The 20340-nt window shown below is 33.9% G+C and carries 19 protein-coding genes; 12 read left to right on the plus strand and 7 right to left on the minus strand.

The genetic code is table 11. The annotated features are described in order from the left end of the window. Nucleotide 1 precedes the first annotated feature (1 nt). Nucleotides 2-2140 (minus strand): bifunctional (p)ppGpp synthetase/guanosine-3',5'-bis(diphosphate) 3'-pyrophosphohydrolase, encoded by a 2139-nt coding sequence (locus BZ25_RS01310; protein WP_121515462.1) that lies wholly within the window; start codon nt 2138-2140, stop codon nt 2-4. A 272-nt stretch (nt 2141-2412) separates the two neighbouring features. On the opposite strand from BZ25_RS01310, the gene BZ25_RS01315 reads away from it, so the two are divergent. The 11 genes from BZ25_RS01315 to BZ25_RS01365 all read left to right on the plus strand — a co-directional run bounded on the left by BZ25_RS01315 (nt 2413) and on the right by BZ25_RS01365 (nt 12766). After that, nucleotides 2413-3237 (plus strand): phosphate ABC transporter substrate-binding protein PstS family protein, encoded by an 825-nt coding sequence (locus BZ25_RS01315; protein WP_121567194.1) that lies wholly within the window; start codon nt 2413-2415, stop codon nt 3235-3237. A 71-nt stretch (nt 3238-3308) separates the two neighbouring features. Next, complete coding sequence (pstC, locus tag BZ25_RS01320; RefSeq protein ID WP_369973671.1) at nt 3309-4136, plus strand: phosphate ABC transporter permease subunit PstC; 828 nt, start codon at nt 3309-3311, stop codon at nt 4134-4136. Next, on the plus strand, nt 4124-4972 hold the full coding sequence (gene pstA / locus BZ25_RS01325) for a phosphate ABC transporter permease PstA (protein ID WP_012209714.1): 849 nt from the start codon (nt 4124-4126) through the stop codon (nt 4970-4972). The genes pstC and pstA overlap by 13 nt, the downstream gene beginning before the upstream one ends. Further along, a complete protein-coding gene (gene pstB / locus BZ25_RS01330; RefSeq protein WP_012209713.1) occupies nt 4969-5736 on the plus strand; it encodes a phosphate ABC transporter ATP-binding protein PstB in 768 nt (255 codons plus the stop codon). The genes pstA and pstB overlap by 4 nt, the downstream gene beginning before the upstream one ends. A gap of 58 nt (nt 5737-5794) precedes the next feature. Further along, nucleotides 5795-6457 carry a phosphate signaling complex protein PhoU gene (gene phoU, locus BZ25_RS01335; protein WP_012209712.1) on the plus strand — a complete coding sequence of 221 codons (663 nt, stop codon included), beginning with the start codon at nt 5795-5797 and terminating at the stop codon, nt 6455-6457. 14 nt (nt 6458-6471) lie between these two features. Continuing rightward, nucleotides 6472-7170 carry a response regulator transcription factor gene (locus tag BZ25_RS01340; protein ID WP_121567195.1) on the plus strand — a complete coding sequence of 233 codons (699 nt, stop codon included), beginning with the start codon at nt 6472-6474 and terminating at the stop codon, nt 7168-7170. Beyond that, nucleotides 7167-8138: a HAMP domain-containing sensor histidine kinase gene (locus BZ25_RS01345; RefSeq protein ID WP_012209710.1), complete on the plus strand. Its 972-nt coding sequence runs from the start codon at nt 7167-7169 to the stop codon at nt 8136-8138. Before BZ25_RS01340 ends, BZ25_RS01345 begins: the two co-directional genes overlap by 4 nt. 323 nt (nt 8139-8461) lie before the next feature. Continuing rightward, nucleotides 8462-9628, plus strand: a complete 1167-nt coding sequence (locus tag BZ25_RS01350; RefSeq protein WP_158245176.1) for an ROK family transcriptional regulator — start codon at nt 8462-8464, stop codon at nt 9626-9628. A 60-nt stretch (nt 9629-9688) separates the two neighbouring features. Further along, a complete protein-coding gene (locus BZ25_RS01355; RefSeq protein WP_121567196.1) occupies nt 9689-10936 on the plus strand; it encodes an ABC transporter substrate-binding protein in 1248 nt (415 codons plus the stop codon). 76 nt (nt 10937-11012) lie between these two features. Then, nucleotides 11013-11936, plus strand: a complete 924-nt coding sequence (locus BZ25_RS01360; RefSeq protein ID WP_121567197.1) for a carbohydrate ABC transporter permease — start codon at nt 11013-11015, stop codon at nt 11934-11936. Beyond that, complete coding sequence (locus tag BZ25_RS01365) at nt 11933-12766, plus strand: carbohydrate ABC transporter permease (RefSeq protein ID WP_121567198.1); 834 nt, start codon at nt 11933-11935, stop codon at nt 12764-12766. Before BZ25_RS01360 ends, BZ25_RS01365 begins: the two co-directional genes overlap by 4 nt. 104 nt (nt 12767-12870) lie before the next feature. Here BZ25_RS01365 and BZ25_RS01370 read toward each other — a convergent pair whose 3' ends face one another. From BZ25_RS01370 to pfkA, 6 genes are all read right to left on the minus strand, one after another. Continuing rightward, nucleotides 12871-14415, minus strand: a complete 1545-nt coding sequence (locus tag BZ25_RS01370; protein ID WP_121567199.1) for a TrkH family potassium uptake protein — start codon at nt 14413-14415, stop codon at nt 12871-12873. Between the two features lie 10 nt (nt 14416-14425). Then, the gene (locus BZ25_RS01375; protein WP_012209704.1) at nt 14426-15100 is read right to left on the minus strand and encodes a TrkA family potassium uptake protein; all 675 of its coding nucleotides are present in this window, start codon (nt 15098-15100) and stop codon (nt 14426-14428) included. Next, nucleotides 15093-15527 (minus strand): NAD(P)-binding protein, encoded by a 435-nt coding sequence (locus tag BZ25_RS01380; protein WP_103064811.1) that lies wholly within the window; start codon nt 15525-15527, stop codon nt 15093-15095. Before BZ25_RS01380 ends, BZ25_RS01375 begins: the two co-directional genes overlap by 8 nt. 60 nt (nt 15528-15587) lie before the next feature. Next, complete coding sequence (gene hslU / locus BZ25_RS01385; RefSeq protein ID WP_121567200.1) at nt 15588-16997, minus strand: ATP-dependent protease ATPase subunit HslU; 1410 nt, start codon at nt 16995-16997, stop codon at nt 15588-15590. A gap of 44 nt (nt 16998-17041) precedes the next feature. Further along, nucleotides 17042-18478, minus strand: a complete 1437-nt coding sequence (pyk, locus tag BZ25_RS01390; RefSeq protein WP_103064809.1) for a pyruvate kinase — start codon at nt 18476-18478, stop codon at nt 17042-17044. A gap of 108 nt (nt 18479-18586) precedes the next feature. Then, nucleotides 18587-19594: a 6-phosphofructokinase gene (gene pfkA / locus BZ25_RS01395; protein ID WP_012209700.1), complete on the minus strand. Its 1008-nt coding sequence runs from the start codon at nt 19592-19594 to the stop codon at nt 18587-18589. Nucleotides 19595-19808: 214 nt separating this feature from the next. On the opposite strand from pfkA, the gene BZ25_RS01400 reads away from it, so the two are divergent. Beyond that, nucleotides 19809-20282: a Fur family transcriptional regulator gene (locus tag BZ25_RS01400; protein ID WP_158245175.1), complete on the plus strand. Its 474-nt coding sequence runs from the start codon at nt 19809-19811 to the stop codon at nt 20280-20282. Nucleotides 20283-20340 lie beyond the last annotated feature (58 nt).

Raw genomic sequence — 20340 nt, forward strand, 5'->3', positions numbered from 1 at the left:
ATTATACCCTCCTAACAGAATAAACACCTTTAGAATTTTTCAATTTATTACTCAAAAGACTCAGATGCTTTAAATTCTGAACAGCTAAATATATCCTAATATTAAGATAATTAGAATTATTTGTCATTTCGAATTTTTCAATATGTCCACCTTCATTATTTATAACATTTCTAACGTTATTTAAAACATTTTTACTTTCCACATCAATCATTAATACTGTAGAAAATTTGTTTTGATTGAGTTCGTTCCACTCAACATTTACCTTCTTACTATCATCAATATCCTGAATATTATTACAATCTTTTCTATGTATGCCGATGCCTCTACGAGTTATCACACCAATAATTTCATCACCTGGAACAGGCATACAACATTTAGCAAAATAACTTTCAACTCCTTCTTCACCATCAACAAGAACAGAGATCCCTTTCCTACTTGAGTTAGTTTTTTCGACCGTAGTGATTGTTTCCTCTTCTTTTTCATTGAGGGTAAAAATATTTCTAATAGTATTAATACTGATATCTTCTAAAGATAACTTAATGAAAAATTCGTCGTCACTTTTTATATTGTATTTAATATAAAATCCTATTTCTTTCAATTTCTCAAGAATTTCATCCATAGAAAAATTAAGTTTTTTAGACAGCTCTCTAAACTTGTCTTTGCCTCTTTCTATTAACTCCACTTCGTTTTTTTGCCTGTAATATTTTTTTATCTTTGATATAGTCTTGGGAGAATGAGCATATTTTAACCAATCAATACTAGGTCCTTGAAAATTCCTATTGATCAATATCTCTACTATGTCCCCAGTCTGTAATTTGTATGAAATAGGGACTAATTTACCGTTGACTTTCGCTCCAGAAAAATGATTGCCAACCTCAGTATGAATAGCAAAAGCAAAATCAATAGGTGTTGCTCCTCTTGGTAAATGGATTATTTCTCCCTTTGGTGTAAATACAAAAGTTTCTTTTGAAAGAAGATTCGTTTCGATATCTTTCAATTCAAAAGCATTTTGAGCAATATACCTGTGTAATTCCATAAGATCAGTTAAAAATTTCAACTTTTCCTGACTAACACCCTCTTTATAGACCCAATGGGCAGCTAAGCCGTATTCAGCTTCTTCATGCATTTCCCAATCTCGAATTTGAATTTCCAAAGGATCTCCTTTATGGGTTATAACGGTGGTATGCAGCGATTTATAACCATTGAATTTAGGGGTTGCAATGTAATCTTTTATTCTACCTGGAACAGGGGACCAAATAGAATGAATTATTCCCAACACAGCATAACATTTATTCTGATCTTCAGTAATTATCCTAAGAGCTATGTAGTCATATATTTCATCTAAAGTTTTTCCTTTTCGAATCATCTTATCCCATATACTATATAAATGCTTAGAGCGACCTTCAACCGTCGCTTTAATTTTCTGATTATCAAGCTCTTGTTTAATAATCTGCGCGTATTCGTTCAATCGATTTTGCCCAAGTCTTATTTTTTCCTCGATTTTAGTCTTTAGATCAAAATATGTCTCAGGATACAAATACCGAAAAGACAAATCTTCCAACTCTTCCTTCATCTTATAGATACCCAATCTATGGGCAATAGGTGCGTATATTTTTAAAGTTTCGTCGGCCTTGGCTATCTGCTTTTTTCTATCGACGAATTCTAAAGTTCTCATGTTATGTAATCTATCTGCCAATTTAACGATTATGACTCTTATGTCCTCGGACATAGCAAAAAGCATCTTTCTGATAGTTTCCACTTTCTCTAAAGATTTCATGTCATTTTCGTTTAGCCGCTCATTGAGCTTTAAATTGCTAATCTTAGTAACACCTGAAACTATATTAGCAACATCGATCCCAAAAAGATCTTTTATTTTATCTATTGAAACACCACAATCTTCAACTACATCGTGCAAAAGACCCGCTATAATAGTATCCACATCCATTTTTAAACCCGCAAGTATCAATCCAACACTTTTTGGATGCTCAAAAAATTCCTCACCAGAATCCCTAAATTGACCACTATGAGATGTTTCAGCCAATTCATAGGCAGTTTTTATTCTTTCTTTTTCTTTTTTAGTAAGCTTCACATTTAATAGCTTTTCTACTTCTTTCTCATAACTTTTCGATTCAATCAACATAATCAAACACCTCTTAACGATTCTTAAAAATAATTACTTAGTTTATTTAGAGACATTACAATACAATTATAGCACAAATTCTAGAAATTTAGAAAAGGATAAAAGCTTAAAAAATTTATCAAATTGTAATAGCATTTTTATTTTTAGGTTCATCAATTATGGTTAAATATCAATGAAAGTACCTCCTTAATATTTCTTAACATCACTTGATTTTACCTAAAAAAAAGATTGTTATAATAACATCGAAAACATAAATTAAGGAGGGAAACATTGTGAAGAAAGTATTATTAACGTTAGTTTTAGTTGGTATAGCTCTTTTCAGTTTTGCAGAAACACTTGTTCTAAAAGGTTCAAACACGATTTTTCCAGTAGCTCAACTTTGGATTGAAGAGTTAAAAGATATGTATCCCGATTTAACAATCACATTGGAAGGTGCTGGCTCTTCAACCGGTATTGCTGCTTTATTCAACGGAACAACAGACATTGCAAACTCAAGTAGATGGCTTAAAGATTCTGAATTAGAGCAGATGCATGAAGAAGGTAAGTACTTCATTCCCGTTGTTTTAGGATACGATGGAATAGCAGTAATAGTTAATCCGAATCTTGGAATTGATGATATCACTATAGAAGAATTGGCAAAAATTTACACTGGTGAAATCACAAGATGGAACCAATTGAGCCCTAATTTACCAGGTCAAAGAATCGTTGTATATTCAAGAAACACAGCCTCAGGAACCTATGAAACATTTGTGGAAAAAGTTTTAGAGGGTAAAAGGATGACTCCAACAGTTCAGATGTTAGAATCTACCCAAGCGGAAATACAAGCAGTTGCACAAAACATGTATGCCATAGCTTATACAGGTGTAGGTTACGTAACTGACGATGTAAAAGTTTTATCGGTTGAAGGTGTACAACCAACAAAACTGAATATTTTAAATTCTGTATATCCAATCTCAAGACCATTGTATATGTTTGTTGATGCTACAAACGGTTACCCAGAAACTGGTCCAGTTAAACAATATTTGACATTTGGACTATCAAAAAGAGGTCAAGAGTTAGTTGAACAAGCTGGTTACGTTGCAGCATACGGATTTTAAAAAGATTATCTTTTAGAAGGAGTGCTTTATTCGTGAATAGACGAGATTTAAAAAATATCGCAAATCAAAGTATAATCACAGCTGTTGCAATGGTAGGAATTTTGGCATTAATTGGTCTATTCATTTTTATCATAAGAGAATCACTTCCAGCCCTGACAGAAGTTGGGGCTGAAATTTTTACCAGTAAATATTGGTATCCAACATATGATCCACCAGAGTACGGAATGTTAGCAATGATAGTAGGTTCTTTCATACTAACAGGATTTGCCTCTATTATAGTTATACCCGTAGGGTATATAATTGCCTTTTTCTTGTATGACTATGCCACGAACAGGGAGCAAAGAATTATAAAATCAGCGATAGATTTGTTATCCGGGATCCCAACTGTTATAATAGGTTCATTCTTATTCATTTATATTTCACCTATCCTGATGAATTTCGGTGCTTGGTCAGCAGGTAACTTGCTTTTGGCAGCTATTGGATTATCAATTTTATCTCTGCCATACGCTGCATCTCTCATGCAGGAAGCGTTATCATCTGTTGACATCAGTTTAAAAGAAAGCGCCTTAGCCTTAGGAGCAAGTAGGTTCACTGCCGGATTTAGAATAGTAAGCAAAGCAGCCCTATCAGGAATTTTGAATTCAATAATTCTAACTATAAATAGAATCATAGGAGAAACTATTGTTGTATTGATGGTTTCGGGTGGAGCTGCCATAATTCCTAGATCAATTTGGGATCCGGTTAGACCTTTGACCGCTACTATTGCAAGCGAGATGGGGGAAGTACCGATAGGAAGTACTCACTACTCTGCGTTGTTTACAGCGGGTTTAATTTTGTTAACGATATCTTTTATTCTTACGATGATATCTAGGAGAATAACGAGGAGTTGGAAAAGTTGAAACAGCAAACTGGAATAGATTCTATTATATCACTCATTTTCAGAATTATAAGTTATATCGCCTTTGGCATAATATTGTCAATTATCATAATAGTAATAGTAGATGGTGCAAGATATTTTACTCCTTCTTTTTTTGTAGAGTACCCCAGTCAAGGTATGACTGCAGGAGGAATTGGACCAGCTATATTGGGAAGTCTATTGATGATTTTTTTTATCCTGTTATTTTCAATACCAATAGGAGTTCTCACTGGTACATTCCTATCTGAATACGGCCAAAAATCAAGATTAGGAAGAATAATTGACGTATCCGTAACCTCGTTGTCCGGTGTTCCTTCTGTTGTCTATGGATTGTTTGGATTAGCACTCTTTTCAATAACTCTTGGATTTGGGACGTCGCTTCTTAGTGGAAGTTTAACTTTGGCGATAATGACTTTACCAGTAATATCATCATCAGTAAAAGAAGCCCTTGCCTCTCTACCAAGGGAACTAAGGGAATCAGCCTATGCATTAGGAGCAAAAAAAACTGAAACTATTTACAAAATACTATTTCCTGCAGCAAAAAATAGAATAATAACAGCAATATTAATTGGTGCAGGAAGAGTTATCGGAGAAACCGCTCCTGTCTTATTGACTGGAGCAGTTTTCTATTCAACTAAGTTACCAAACTCTTTACTCGATCCCGTTATGACTCTCCCAACTCATATATATTTTATAACCATGGCTTATGGTGAAAGTGCTCAATGGATGGCAAAAGCAACTTCCGCATTCTTAATATTACTTATTTTAGTAATATACTCTATAGCCTTTAAAATAAGAGGAGGAAAACAAAAAAGTTGAATACAGAAAAAGAAATTGTGATAGAAATCAAAAATTTTAATGGTTGGTACGATCAAAAACAAGCCTTAAAAGATATAAATATGGAAATCAAAAAGAAAAGAGTCAGCGCAATAATAGGACCTTCAGGTTGTGGAAAATCAACTTTGTTGAGAAGTATTAATAGAATCAACGATGAAATTCCAGGCTATAGAACAAGCGGAGAAATAATATTTGAGGGGAAAAATGTATACGAAAATAACATTGATTTATCAACGCTTCGAAAAAAAATTGGAATGGTTTTTCAAAAACCTGTTCCTTTTCCGATGTCTATTTATGAAAACATTGCCTTTGGAATAAAATTACACACACCAAGAAATAGTAGAAAAATGGATGAAATCATCGAAGCAGCACTAAAAAGAGCAGCTTTATGGGAAGAAGTAAAAGACGACCTCGACAAACCAGCGAGCTCACTTTCTGGTGGACAACAACAACGTTTGTGTATTGCTAGGGCTATCGCCATTGATCCTGAAATAATCTTATTGGACGAGCCTACATCTGCCCTAGATCCTATAGCAACGCAAAAAATTGAGAATTTAATTGAACACCTGTCGGAAAATTACACTATAATCATTGTTACACATAACCTAGCTCAAGCTATTAGAATATCAGATTATATGTATTTTATGTTTCAAGGAGAGCTTATCGAATCTGGAAAAACAGAAGACATTATAAAAAACCCTAAAGAACAATTGACAGAAGATTATTTAAATGGTAGAATTAGCTAAAACTTTAATAAACAAGCAAACAAAAGAAAGTATATAAGGAAAATAGGGAGTGGAATAAATGGATTACACACATTTTGAAACTGAAATGACTCGATTAACAAGCGAAATATCCAAGCTATTAACTGTAGTTTTAAGATCCTTTGAAAATTCTATTAAATCGCTAGAAGATAAAAACCTTGAATTAGCCGAAAAAGTCTTAAAAGCGGATGATCAAATAGATGAATTAAACCGCCAAATTGAAGAATCAGTATATCAAATTGTAGCAAGGTATCGACCTTTAGCTAAGGATTTGAGATACGCAGTAACAATGATAAAGTTTGCAAACAATCTTGAAAGGATAGGCGACCTTTCATGCAATATTGCAGAAAAAACTGAAACCTATGCCCATGTTGATTTAAAGGACATTGTAAATAATAAAGAAATAAAAAAGATGTTCGGTATATCTTTAGAAATGATAAAGGACTCGTATAAAGCCTTTGGAGAAAAAAACATTCAACAAGCAGTTAAAATATGGAAAAGAGACGACGAAGTAGACGACCTAGAAAGACAAATTCGAAAAATAGCTGTGCAAAAATTGGAGGATGAATCATTCAACAAAGAACTTATCATACCTTATATATTGTTGGCTAGAGACATAGAGAGGATCGCTGATCACGCAACAAACCTTTGCGAAGAAATAGTTTACATAGAAACAGGCAAGGAAATCGAAGAGTATCTATAAATGGAGGCTTTTTCATGCCTAAAGTATTAATTGTTGAAGACGATGAAGACATAAGAGATATATTAAAAACTTATCTTCGTTTAGAAGATTTACAAATCTTAGAAGCCGGTACGTTATCACAAATGAGAAATGTTTTAAACAAAGAATCAAACATCGATATAATCTTACTAGATTTAATGCTACCCGATGGTAACGCAGTTGATGAGTTACCAAAAGTTCGGGCTTTGAATAGAGAAATAGGTATAATAATCATTTCTGCAAAAAATACAGATGGAGAAAAAATCTTGGGAATTGAATCAGGAGCAGATGATTATATCACTAAACCCTTCAATCCCAGAGAAGTTACAGCAAGGGTGAGGGCTTTATTAAAAAGACTTAAAAAATCCGAAAGTAAAATGATTTTTGGACCAATGGAAATATACTCAAACAATTATTTAGTAACTTACAAAGGTAAAAATATTGAATTGACCTCAAAAGAGTTTGAAATACTTGATCTATTAGCAAGGAATTCAGAAAAAGTTTACACCAGAGAAGAAATTATCGACAAGATTTGGTTTGGAGATGAATTTATTACAGACCGAGTCATAGACGTACATATAAGCATGATCAGATCAAAGATAGGGAAAGAATGGATAAAAACTATTAGAAACGTAGGATACAAGTTCAACAAAAACGCTTATGCAGTAGATAACAACGGTGAAAATAAAATATGAAAAATACCAGTTCGTTTGATTTTCAAATATTTGACTCTTTAGAAGACGCGGTATTACAGTTAGAAAACAAAACAACTATACTTAACGCAAATACCACGGCCAAAGCTTGGGGATTAGGAGCAAACAAAGAATTATTGAACACCATAAGTTTCAATGAAATCGATCAGCTTGCAAAGCATATATTGAATAATGAGGACTTTGAAATAGAAACAAATATATATTTCTTTGAAGGATACAGCAAGTTTTGCAAACTCACATTCAAACAAAAATATCAACTTTTAATATTACAGGACAAAACAGAATTTGAATTACTAAAAAAAGTGAAAGAGGATTTCATAACTTCTGTATCCCACGAACTCAGAACTCCCCTCACTATAGCAAAAGGAAATACTCAAATTCTCAAAGACTTCATGAAAGATAATCAATTTATAAAACAAGTTACCAAAATCGAAGAATCTCTTGACAGAATAGAAAATATAATTTCTCAACTAACTCTTCTTTCGAAAGCAGAATTTGGAGAATACGAATTAAAAAAAGAAGTAATAAATCCAAGTACACTATACAATGAAGTAGTAACTGATCTCTACGAAAAAATACAAGAAAAATCGGTAAAGCTACACTTCAACTGCCATATTCACTCCTTAAAAGGTGACAAGTTTGTACTCTACACAATCTTCAGAAATCTACTTTCCAATGCGATTAAATATTCTTACGAAAATTCTGATATATACATTGATTTCCAAAATGAACAACTCATTATAAAAGATGAAGGAATAGGTATAAGAGAAGAAGAACAAAAAAGAATTTTTGAAAGATTCTATCGAGGGGTCGAGGCAAAAAATCACGCTAAAGGATCGGGGTTGGGTTTAGCGGTGGTTAAATATCTATGCGAACTAGCAAATTATAAAATAGAATTTGAATCAAAATGGATGGTAGGTACAACCTTTAAAGTCTTTTTCTACAAGTAAACTTAACCTCTAATTCCCACTCAAACAACCTCAACGAATTTATTAGCTAAATTTTTAAAAATTTACATTAGGTAGTACTGCATAATGAACAGTATTTAATGAGGTTTTCATATGAAAACTACATATTCGTTCAAGTATTAAACTATAAATATATAGACCAAATTTTTTTAAATAAAAAAAGTATGATTTCTTAAGATATTCCTAAATAATCGCTTTTAAATGATAATAATTGAGTATAAACGCTCATAATCAAACTTGACATTTATAATAAAATGTATTTAAATTGAAAGTGAAGCAGAAATAAAATGCAAAGGGGTTTACTGATGACAAATAAAACATACAATATAGAATTAGTTAAAGAGCGAAACAGGACTGTTGTTCTAGAATTATTGAATTCTAAAGGGACAAGCACAAGATCAGAAATATCAGACATAACAGGGCTTACAAACGCAACTATAACAAATATAGTCAACGAATTAATTTCCAAGGATTTAGTAGAAGAAGTTGGCACTGTAGATGGCAAATTAGGTAGAAAAAGAAAACTTATAAAAATCAAAGAAGACGCTTTTTATGTTATAGGTATTGAATTCGGGGTAAATATAGTACGTGCAGGAATATTCAATATTAAGGGTAAAAAAATTAATAGTATTGAAAAAGAAATAAATTCATATGGAAGGCCCACTGATGTTTTAAAAAACCTAATTTTAATAATTGATGAATTGATCAATAACTCCAAAGTCGACTTCTACAAGATTAAAGGGATGGGTATTGCTATGCCGGGTTTGATAGACAGTCAAAAAAGAATTTTACGATCAGTTCATCCTTTCCCATTACTAAAAGAATACCCGCTAGTTGAGCAGCTAGAAGAACACTATGAAAAAACAATTTGGTTAGAAAATGATGCAAATGGTGCTGTTTTAGGTGAAAAGTGGTTTGGACATGGAAAAAAATTTAACAATTATGTTTTTATTGTAGGTGATTCCGGAATCGGCGCAGGAATTATAATAAACGGAAAGTTATATTCGGGAACTTCTAATTCTGCTGGAGAAATAGGCCATACAGTCATAACTAAAGATTTAATTCCTTTGGAAAGTTTCGGAGGTTTATCAAGGTTAGCAGATGAATTTAACTTACCATTAGAGATAATTTTAAATGAATCAAAAAAGTCAGATGAAATTAAAAAAGCAATTGATGAAATCAGTAAATTTTTAGCTTTAGGAATAGTGAACCTGGTAAATACGATTGATCCCGAAGCAGTAATTTTAGGAGGGAGAATTTTAAAAGTAGGCAACTCTGTAATCAGAGAAATAAAAAAAATAGTTGAACAATACACCTTTTCCAATGAAATACCAGAAATTTTAGTCGCAACAAAGAAAGAAGATGCTATTTTGTCAGGTGCAGCCTCAATTGCGATCGAACACATCGTATCTTCTCCATATGAATTTTTGCTAAACAATGCCAAAAACATATCTTATAACAACCCCAAATAAAAAAGAAAGTTTTAGAGCTTCCAAATAAATTGTGAATTCTCAAAAAGGAGGTAGCATAGTATGAGAAAATTAGTAGGTTTAGTACTTCTAAGTGTATTAAGTTTCACCATGATCTATGCCCAAAGCGGGCAGGTAGAGATATTCAGTTGGTGGACAGGTGGAGGAGAAGAAGAGGCTCTTTTAGCAACTATTGAGGATTTCAATGAACTATATCCAAACATTGAAGTAATTAACGCAACTGTTGCCGGTGGTGCAGGGACTAACGCCAAAGCGGTATTGAAAACAAGAACCCTTGGTGGTAACCCACCAGATACATTCCAAGTACATGCTGGTTGGGAGCTAACAGATACATACGTAATACCTGGACTCATGGAACCTTTAACAGACTATCTCAAATCTTGGGGAGTATACGATAAATTTCCAAAAGGTCTAATAGACATTGTAAGTTATCAGGGTGAAGTGTATTCCATTCCTCTGACTATCCATCGAAGTAACGTAATCTTCTATAACAAGAAATTATTCAACGAAATAGGTTTGACAAAAGAGCCAGAAACTTGGATGGAATTCATAGACGCATTAGAAAAAGCAAAAGCTGCAGGTTATACCCCTCTTGCTTTGGGAGATAAAAACAAGTGGGAAGCCGGTCAAATTGCGGAAAATCTCATGGTAGCCGAATTTGGAGCCGTTAATTACAACGCATTATTCAACGGTGAACTATCGTTCAACGACAAAAGGCTTGACAGTGCATTAGAGAAAATGGTTCAACTTATGAACTACGTGAACGTAGACCATGCAGCTTTGGAATGGCAAGATGCTGCAAGGCTATTGTATGAAGACAAAGCTGTTTTCAACTTAATGGGTGACTGGGCGGAAGGTTACTACAAAACCTTAGGTTGGACACCAGGAGAAGACTTTGGATGGTTTGAACTGCCTGGTACGCAAGCGGTATTTGTACTAGTATCTGATACCTTCGGATTACCAAAGAATGCCCCACATAGACAAAATGCACTAATCTTTTTGGAATATTTGGCTTCCACAAGGGCTCAATCATTGTTTAACCCAATCAAAGGTTCTATCCCAGCAAGAATTGATGCAGATCCAGGAGATGATCCATATCTAATAGAAACAGCTGAAGATTTCAGAACTCTCATCATATCACCATCCATCGTTCACGGATCCGCTGCGCCTGAAGCATTTGTCACATCATTTAACGATGCCATCAACAATTTAGTAACTACTAAAAATGTTAACCAAGCAAAACAAATGATATTATGGGCTGCTGACGACGTAAATCTACTCACAGATTAACATTAAGATAACTTAATCTCGGCCCTTTATGGGGCCGAGATTTTCAATATACCTCAATCGATAAGGAGAGATAGATATGTCCGTTCAAAAGAAAAAAGCAAGAGCAGGATTCCTTATAATTCTCCCTTCTTTAGCATTCATAGGAATATTTGTATATTATTTCATATTTTTAACTGTAAGAACATCAACATCCAACTGGAATAGTTTCTCTTCATTATTAAGTGGGGAATATAAGTTTGTAGGGCTTAGAAATTATCAAAGGTTATTCATGGATCCCAGATTTCAAACAGATTTATGGAATACATTATTCTTTACCCTATTTTTTCTTGCTGGTTGTATTATACTCGGTATATTTTTAGCCAATATTATTGACAAAAAATTGAAAGGATCAAGTTTTTTTCAAAACCTCTTTTTATTCCCAATGGCAATTTCATTTGTCGTAACAGGAACTGTTTGGGGTTGGATATTCGCTCCGGGGAACATACCAACTTCCCCACAGGGAATTAACTTATTACTTGAAAACCTTGGATGGTCAAACTTACAATGGATGTGGTACACGAGTACTCAATCAATAGGAAAATTCAATTTAGCGTTGATACCAGTGGTAATAGCAGCAACCTGGCAGATGTCAGGATACGTAATGGCAATGTATTTAGCTGGGCTTAGAGCTATCCCTGAAGAGATGATAGAAGCAGCACAAGTAGACGGTGCAACAGGTACTCAATTATTTTGGAGAATAAAGATGCCTATGCTTAGACCAATTACACTTAGTGCAATGATAGTAATAGGACACATGTCCTTAAAGATATTTGATTTAATATACGCTATGACTGGAAGTGGGCCTAACAACGTTACCGATATGCCTGCTGTTTACATGTTTGAACAGATGTTCAGATCAAACAGATATGCAGTAGCATCAGCTATTGCAATAATAATGTTGGTAATGGTAGCAGCGGTTATAGTACCATATCTTTATAGCTCTTTTAGGGGGGAGAGATGATGGCAGAAAAAACAAATAAAACTTCGCTTACAATCTATTACATTATATTGGCTTTATTCACAATATTTTACGTGCTGCCGTTTTATGTAACTCTAAGCACCTCTTTTAAACCGTTTGAAGAAGTCTCTATATCAAACATGTGGAAACTTCCAACTAAGATTTCTTTTGAAGGTTTCAAAGAGGCGTTTGCAAAGTTAGGGCCGAATCTAAAAAACAGTTTTTATCTTACAATACCAGCAACACTAATATCTGCAATGATTGGTTCTATAAATGGCTTTGCCCTTTCAAAATTAAGATTCAAATATTCAAATATTATTTTTGCACTCATACTATTTGGCATGTTCATACCTTATCAGAGCGTATTATTTCCACTGATACAATTCTTTCAAGCAATAGGTTTATATGGAACAATACCAGCATTAATAATAACCCATGTTATATACGGAATACCGATCACAACATTAATGTTTAAAAATTACTATGAGGAAATACCAAACGAATTAGTAGAAGCATCATCTGTGGATGGAGCAAACATATGGCAATCCTATACAAAGATTCTTTTACCTATATCTATACCTGGTTTCGTAGTTGTTATAATATGGCAGTTCACTAACATATGGAATGAATTCTTATTTGCAGTAACGATAACTAGTGACCCAACGAAACAGCCCATAACGGTGGCGTTAGTCAATTTGGCTGGCAGTCAGGTCGTTCAATGGAACGTTCAAATGGCAGGAGCTTTAATAGCTGCCCTTCCTACACTCATCGTTTACATGATATTGGGAAGGTATTTTGTAAGAGGTTTGCTCGCCGGTTCAGTCAAAGGATAAAATTAACCCGCCTAATTATAGATGGCGGGTATTTTTTATCTTCCTAAATTTGTTTTTTTTAATATGAAAAACAAAAGATCGTTCAAGTATTAAAGCATATTTTTTTAAATAATATCTCTCAAATCTTTAAACAATTTTATAAGTGCATTTATAATCACGAAAAATTCCAGACGCCCTAAATACATTCCTAATGTTTGAGTCCAGATCACACCCAAGGGAGCTTGACTCGAGGTAATACCTGTAGAAAGTCCCACAGCAGATAAAGTTGAAGCAAACTCAAACAAAACATTATGGAGCGGATACCCATAAGCCAACAATATAAAAACTCCAATAAAATAGGTAATAAAATACATTGTAAAGACTACTAAAACATTTTTTATTGCGTTTAGATCAATTTTCTTTCTTGATACCCCTTTATATACTTCTATGTAAAACGTGGTTCCAGAGGGTTTAAAAAATTCTTTAATCTGGTTAATTATCAATTTGAAAGCGATATAAACCCTGAATAATTTTAAACCACCTGATGTGGAATCCATCATTCCACCTAAGATCATCAATATTGTCAAAATTAACAGTCCGAAATAATTCCAATTTGAAAAAGCTACCGTTGAAAAGCCAGTGCCTGTTAGAGCTGAAATACTCTGAAATGCGGAATGAATTAAGCCATCTTCAACTCCATACATTTCAACCGTAGTAAAAGAAAAAAGTAACAAAAAGGAAATAACTAAAATTATGAACATGGTCTTAATTTCGGGATTTTTTAAAAAAGGCTCAGATTTAATTTTTTCTCTTAATTCAAGTAAAGAAATTTTTTTGGACCGATAGTCTCTGCGATTCCTAATAAAATTTCTAATCATTAATAAACCAGCATAATGGACTCCAAACCCGGTTCCGCCCATAATCATAAGCAACATGATAATTATTTCTACCTTCAAGCTACCAAAAGAACCTATACTAAAATTTTTTGTAGAAAATCCTCCTGTAGCCAAGCCGGTTAATGTATGGTTAAAGGCATCAAAAAAAGAGAGTTCTCCTACAAACATCAAAAGCAGAACACCTATAACCGCCCAACTTAAATAGATTCTAAGAATAATCCTAGCTGATTCCCTCAAATTTGGAACTAAATTATCACTTCTTCCTTCTGCTTGATATATACCGACACCCATGGTACCAGCAACGATTACAGTAATTATAGCGAAACCTGCGCCACCGACATATTGCATCACAGATCTCCATATTAAGATAGAGCGGGGTAGTACTTCCACATCAGAAAACATCGAAAGCCCCGTCGTTGTCCATCCACTTGTGGATTCAAAAACCGCTTGTGAAAAATTCAATTCACCAGAAAAAATAAAAGGCAGAGAAGAAAGGAATATTGCGAGTGTCCAAACAAAAAAGACTGTGACGACAGCATCCTGTGTATTTAATTCTTTTCTTTTTTCTCCACTTCCAATGAAGCGAAACATTCCACCGCTAAGAAAGGACAATATCCCCGTAATCAAAAATGGCAGAAAATCTTTAAATGAATCATAAATAAAAGCCGTAGAACCCACTAAAAGTATCAAAACTGAAAGACCTATTATAATATTTCCTGTATTTCTAAAAATCGCTTTATACCTTAATTTTAAAAAATATGTGTAAGAAGGCACTTGATCACCTCTATTTTAACGTTTCTATAACATCGTCAGCTTGTTCTTTTAAAGCCAGAACGATCAATCTATCTCCTTTATAAATAATTGTTTCACCTTGAGGAACCATTATATCTCCGTCTTCTCTTATCAAAACTCCAATTATTGAATTCTGAGGTATATTTAATTCCTTCAGTTTTTTATTTACCGCTTTATCATCTTCAAGTATAGTGAGTTCCAGAATAGATAACTTTTCCACATAGGGATTGAAAAAATCAGTAATATCTTCATGAATCAAAGAAGATTCTATTATTTTTTGCATCCAAGAAATTGGAACTAGTGTTTCGACATTAATACCTTTGAAAATAGTTTCGTTTTCTGTTGCATTGACTAGAGAGATTATCTTTATATCTTCATAATATTCTCTCAGCAGCCAAGATACAACAAAATTCAATGCGTCATCCTCAGAGATTATTATTAAGGCTTCTACTTTTTTATTTAGATCCAAATTTTCTATCCATTTGATATCGGTGGGATCTTGCTTGACGAGCTCAAGAGCCGGAAAATTTACCTTTAATCCATCTAAAATCTCCAAATTTTCCTTATTTTGACTCACATAGTAAACCTGATTACCCAATAAGAGTAATTTTTTAGCTAGAGAATAGGCTAATATCTTTCCCTCTATGATATAAAAAATTCTACTCATACTTAACTACTTCCTTCTCCAATTCCTCAACTAAATCCATTACTGAATCCTCAATGGGACAAAATAAATTCAATCCTGCCTTAATAAAAATTGATTTTTTTAAAGGATCGTTCACTCTTGCGGCTATTCTTACCCCCGAATTTAATTTTTTAATTCCATAAGCCAACATAAAATTTAAATTGTCATCGGGAGTGACAATATAAACCATGTGAGCTTTTTCAATATTCACATCCTTTAATGCAGCCATATCACTTGTGTCAATCACTCTTGTGAAACCAGTAAAATTTCTTTTCGACAATCTTTCAAAAGAGGATTCTTCTTTATCAAGAACCACAACATTATAAGATTTACTCAACTGTAAAGCTAGTTCAGACCCTAATCTTCCACAACCTATTATGATAATTAGTTTGGAACCATTTAATCGCATATATCCTCACTTCCAAAAAATATTATTGAAATATACAATTTACTAGCTCACTACCGTCCATCAAAGGATATATTCTCTAAGATCTTCATCACCATATACTTTACCAAGTCTTAGATCTACATAATTGCTATCAATTTTCAATTCCCATTCTCCTGATGCGGGGGCTTCAAAAGAAACCTCTTCAAGAACTTTTTCGACTACAGTGTAAAGTCTTCTTGCTCCAATATTTTCGACTTTTTCATTGAGCTCAAAGGCTATATTTGCCATTCTTTCAACGCCATCTTCAGTGAACTCGATTTTCACTCCATCGGTTTGCAGCAAGTATTGATACTGTTTTAATATTGCATTCTTTGGCTGGGTGAGTATTCTAATAAAGTCTTCCTTAGTCAAATCTGATAATTCTGCTCTAATTGGGAATCTACCTTGAAGCTCAGGAATTAGATCCGAAGGTTTAGCCTCACTGAATGCACCAGCAGCAATAAACAATATATAATCAGTACTAATGGAACCATACTTTGTCATGACGGTTGTACCTTCAACTATCGGCAACAAATCTCTTTGAACACCTTCTCTGGATACATCGGGTCCTGAAGAAACACCTTTGGATGTAATTTTATCGATCTCATCAATGAAAATTATGCCTCTATTTTCGGCTCTACTTAAACCTTCTTGAATTAATTTATCTTGATCGATCAACTTTTCCGATTCGATAGGTTCCAAAACCTTCCTCGCTTCAGAAATCTTCATTCGCCTTCTTTTTTTCTTCTTAGGCATAAGATTTTGAAACATTTCTCCAAATTGTATACCCATGTCTTCTAATTCTGGTCCTAATCCAGCAAACATTGGGGAAGATTGTTCCTCGACTTCTACTTCTATTTCTACATCCTCTAATTCGCCCTTTCTTAATTTTTCCAATAATTCCTCTCTTCTTCTTCTTATATTTTCGTCTTCATTTTCATCGTAGTCCTTATTTTGGGAATATTCAGCGTTTTGATTGAAAAGTTGCATCACATCCATAAATGAGGGCTGAGCTTTTGCTCTTTTCTTTGAAGGCACGAGTACTTCTACTATTCTTTCTTCTACGAGCCTTTGAGCTTTATCTTTAACTTCTTCCATCATTTCTTTTTTAACCATATTGACTGAAGAATCAACCAATTCTCTGACCATACTTTCTACATTCTTTCCAACATATCCAACTTCCGTAAACCTTGTAGCTTCAACCTTCACAAATGGTGCATTGGCAACCTCTGCTAATCTTCTAGCAATCTCAGTCTTTCCAACACCGGTAGAACCTATCATCAGAATATTTTTCGGTATAACATCTTTTCTAACATCTTCTGATAGAGACAACCGTCTAATTCTATTTCTCAAAGCGATAGCAACTTGTTTCTTTGCTTCCTTTTGACCGATTATATAGTTATCCAATTTTTCTACAACTTTTTTTGGAGTTAATTCATCTATTTTATTCATAAAAATCACCTCAAAAATAAATTTTTACTAATGTATCAATTATATCATATCTCATGAACCTTTAAGAGATTGGTTTTACTGGAGAAACCATAGGGAATCCCAGCCGTCACTATGATATTTTCTCCTGATACACCAAAATCTAAAGATTTCACGATATTGCTAACGCTCTCCAACATATTATCTGTGTCGGTAAATTTTTGCATGATAACGGGGGTGACTCCCCATACCAATGCCAATCGATGATAAGTAGTTATCCTTGGAGATGCAGCAACTATTTTAATATTTCTTCTGAACCTAGACAAAGCTCTTGCCGTATAACCACTATAAGTGGTCGCAACTATAACATCAATTCCTAATTGCTCGGCAATTTTTATTGCAGACATCGTTATCGAATTGGTAGCGGGATCTCCACCACCGTATGTTGAATAATCAAATTTGTAGTAGTACTCTTCTAGTATTTTTTCGGTTTCTTTAGCTACATTAGCCATAACTTTGACAGCTTGTTCAGGGTATTTCCCAATCGACGTTTCTTCAGACAACATAACTGCATCCGTCCCATCTAATATAGCATTAGCTATATCAGTAGCTTCTGCTCTTGTAGGAAAAGGATTGTTAACCATACTTTCAAGCATTTGGGTAGCTGTTATAGCAGGCTTTGCCATTGTATTTGCAATCTCTATTATTCTCTTTTGAAGTAAAGGTATTTGTTCAACTGGTGCTTCAACACCCAAATCTCCTCTTGCGACCATCACCCCATCAGCTTCTTCAATGATCGATTCAAGGTTGTCTAGAGCTTGTAATGTTTCGATTTTTGCGATAATGGGGAGATCGGGCATACCCAATTCCGTTAGAATTCTCCTCGTTCTAGTGATATCTTCAGCTTTTCTAACAAAAGATTGTGCTATATAATCTACGTTCCATTCTACAGCCTTGTTTAAATACTCCATATCTTTTTCTGTTAAAGGTGGCAAACTGATATCTATTCCAGGAACGTTTATCCCTCTTCTGTGAGTGATACTGCCACCGGTTACAACCTTCGTAACAATTTCTTTTTCGTTGCTGCTAACGACTACAAGTCGAATTTTTCCATCATCAAGAAGAATAAAATCTCCTTTTTTAACTTCTTTAGGTAATTCTCTATAATTTATACTCACCCTTTCTTTGTTGCCAACGATCTCCTCGATAGTCAAAATAAATTTCTGTCCCTCTTCCAACATTACTTGATCCGTCTCAAATTTGCCCGTACGAATCTTAGGACCTTCTAAATCGAGTAAAATGGCAAAAGGTATGTTCAAATCTTTTCGTATCTTCTTTATTAAATTTACTCTTTTCTCATGATCAGCAATGGTATCGTGAGAAGTATTCAATCTTGCTACATTCATTCCTGCATTTATCAATTTTTTTATCATCGTTTCATCTTGAGTAGCTGGACCAATTGTGCAAACGATTCTCGTCTTTTTATTTTCTATTTTTTCGTTCATAACTATCCTCCTAAAGATGCGTAACTTTTGGGTGTTTCTTCCCAAATTACATCTTTTTTTTAGATTCCATGCCTTGGGAATTTTCAAGGGGTTTACCCCTTGAACGCCCTAGGATAAAATCCCTGCCAGCTTTACAATCTCCATATCCAATTTATTATTTTCAGAAAGCACTTTTTCAAGAGGTGTTCTTATTAAATCGTTTTTACTCAAGCCCACCATCACGTTAAAATTTCCGTCTTTAATTGATTTTACTACTTCGTTCCCCATTCTCGAAGCCAAAATTCTATCGAATGCAGTAGGAGAACCCCCTCTTTGAATATGGCCTAAAATTGTTATACGCGTTTCAAAACCAATTCTATTTTCTAAATGTCTGGCGACTGTATAGGCGCTGGCAGATCCCTCCGCAACAACGACTATTGAATTAATCTTACCCCTTTTTCTTTCATCCCACATTTTTTCTGCTAAAGCATCGTAATCGGTGGGAACTTCTGGTATTATTATAGCTTCCGCACCTATAGCAAGACCTGACATCAACGCTATGTATCCAGATGTCCTTCCCATAACTTCGACGATAAAAGCCCTTTCGTGGGAAGAAGCGGTATCTTTTAACTTTTGCATGGCATCAACTACTGTGTTAAGACAGGTATCAACACCTATGCTCATATCGGTATATGCAATATCGTTGTCTATAGAAGCCGGTACGCCTACTACAGATATCCCTTGTTCTTCTGCTAGCAACTTTCCCCCAGTAAGACTCCCGTTACCCCCAATTATAACTAACACATCTATACCTAAATCCTTCAATATATCAGCAGCTTTTTTTCTAACTTCAGGAACTTTGAATTCTGGTACTCGAGAGGTTCTTAAAATGGTTCCCCCTCTTTCCATTATTCCACCAACATCTGAATATGTTAGTTTTTTATATTCTTTATCTAAAATACCAGCAAATCCTCTCAAAAACCCATACACTTCGATATTTTCCACAACTGCACTTCTTGTAACAGCCCTAATAACAGCGTTCATTCCAGGTGCATCTCCACCACTGGTCATTAAACCGATTTTTTTAACCTCACTCACTGTATCCCTCCTAAAAATCTTTATTATTTTATACTTCATTTAGAAATCCCAAAATTCGTTTCGCGCCCCGTCGCCACAATCCTTGCCCATTAAGATATAAGGTCGCAATTCTTTGCTCTCTGCTCTTTAAGCTACCTTTTTATTATATCACTTGTTTTTTGACACTATTGTTAATTTCACTATAATTCAAATAATTCTTTAAAATCTTGTGTTATAATTAACCAGTAAAATAATTTAAACTAAGGTGGTAGAGTTGGAAATTAAATACGATAAAAATAGTATAATCAAAATATTAAAAGATAAAAAGATTAAGGTTACTCCAAATAGATTCAAAGTAGCCTTTGAGCTTTTTAACTCTAATGAACATCCGTCGATTGATCAATTGCATCAAAAGTTAGTAAAAAGTAATGAAACTCAGATTTCTTTCACTTCAGTGTATAACATTGTAAAATTATTTGAAAATGCAGGACTAGTAAAAGAAATTTTAATTGAAAATAAAATCCATTACGATTCTAACATCACCCCTCATGCGCATTTTATTTGCAAAAATTGTGGAAAAGTGCAAGATATAGAGTTAGATAAATTAAATTTCATAGATGAAAAGAAATTAATTAGTTTTAAAACTTTTACTGAAGAAGAATTAAAAGATAACAAAATTGACTCTGTTGAAATCACTTTCTATGGAATCTGTGGAGAATGTTTAAAACAAGAAAACAGTGAGGCGTAAGTCGATATTTTTGCCTCACTGTTTTTTTGACTTAATATAACAAATACCTTCAACTTTC

Origin of the sequence: Petrotoga sp. Shatin.DS.tank11.9.2.9.3, from assembly GCF_003665005.1 — a bacterium.
Taxonomy (GTDB): Bacteria; Thermotogota; Thermotogae; order Petrotogales; family Petrotogaceae; genus Petrotoga; species Petrotoga mobilis.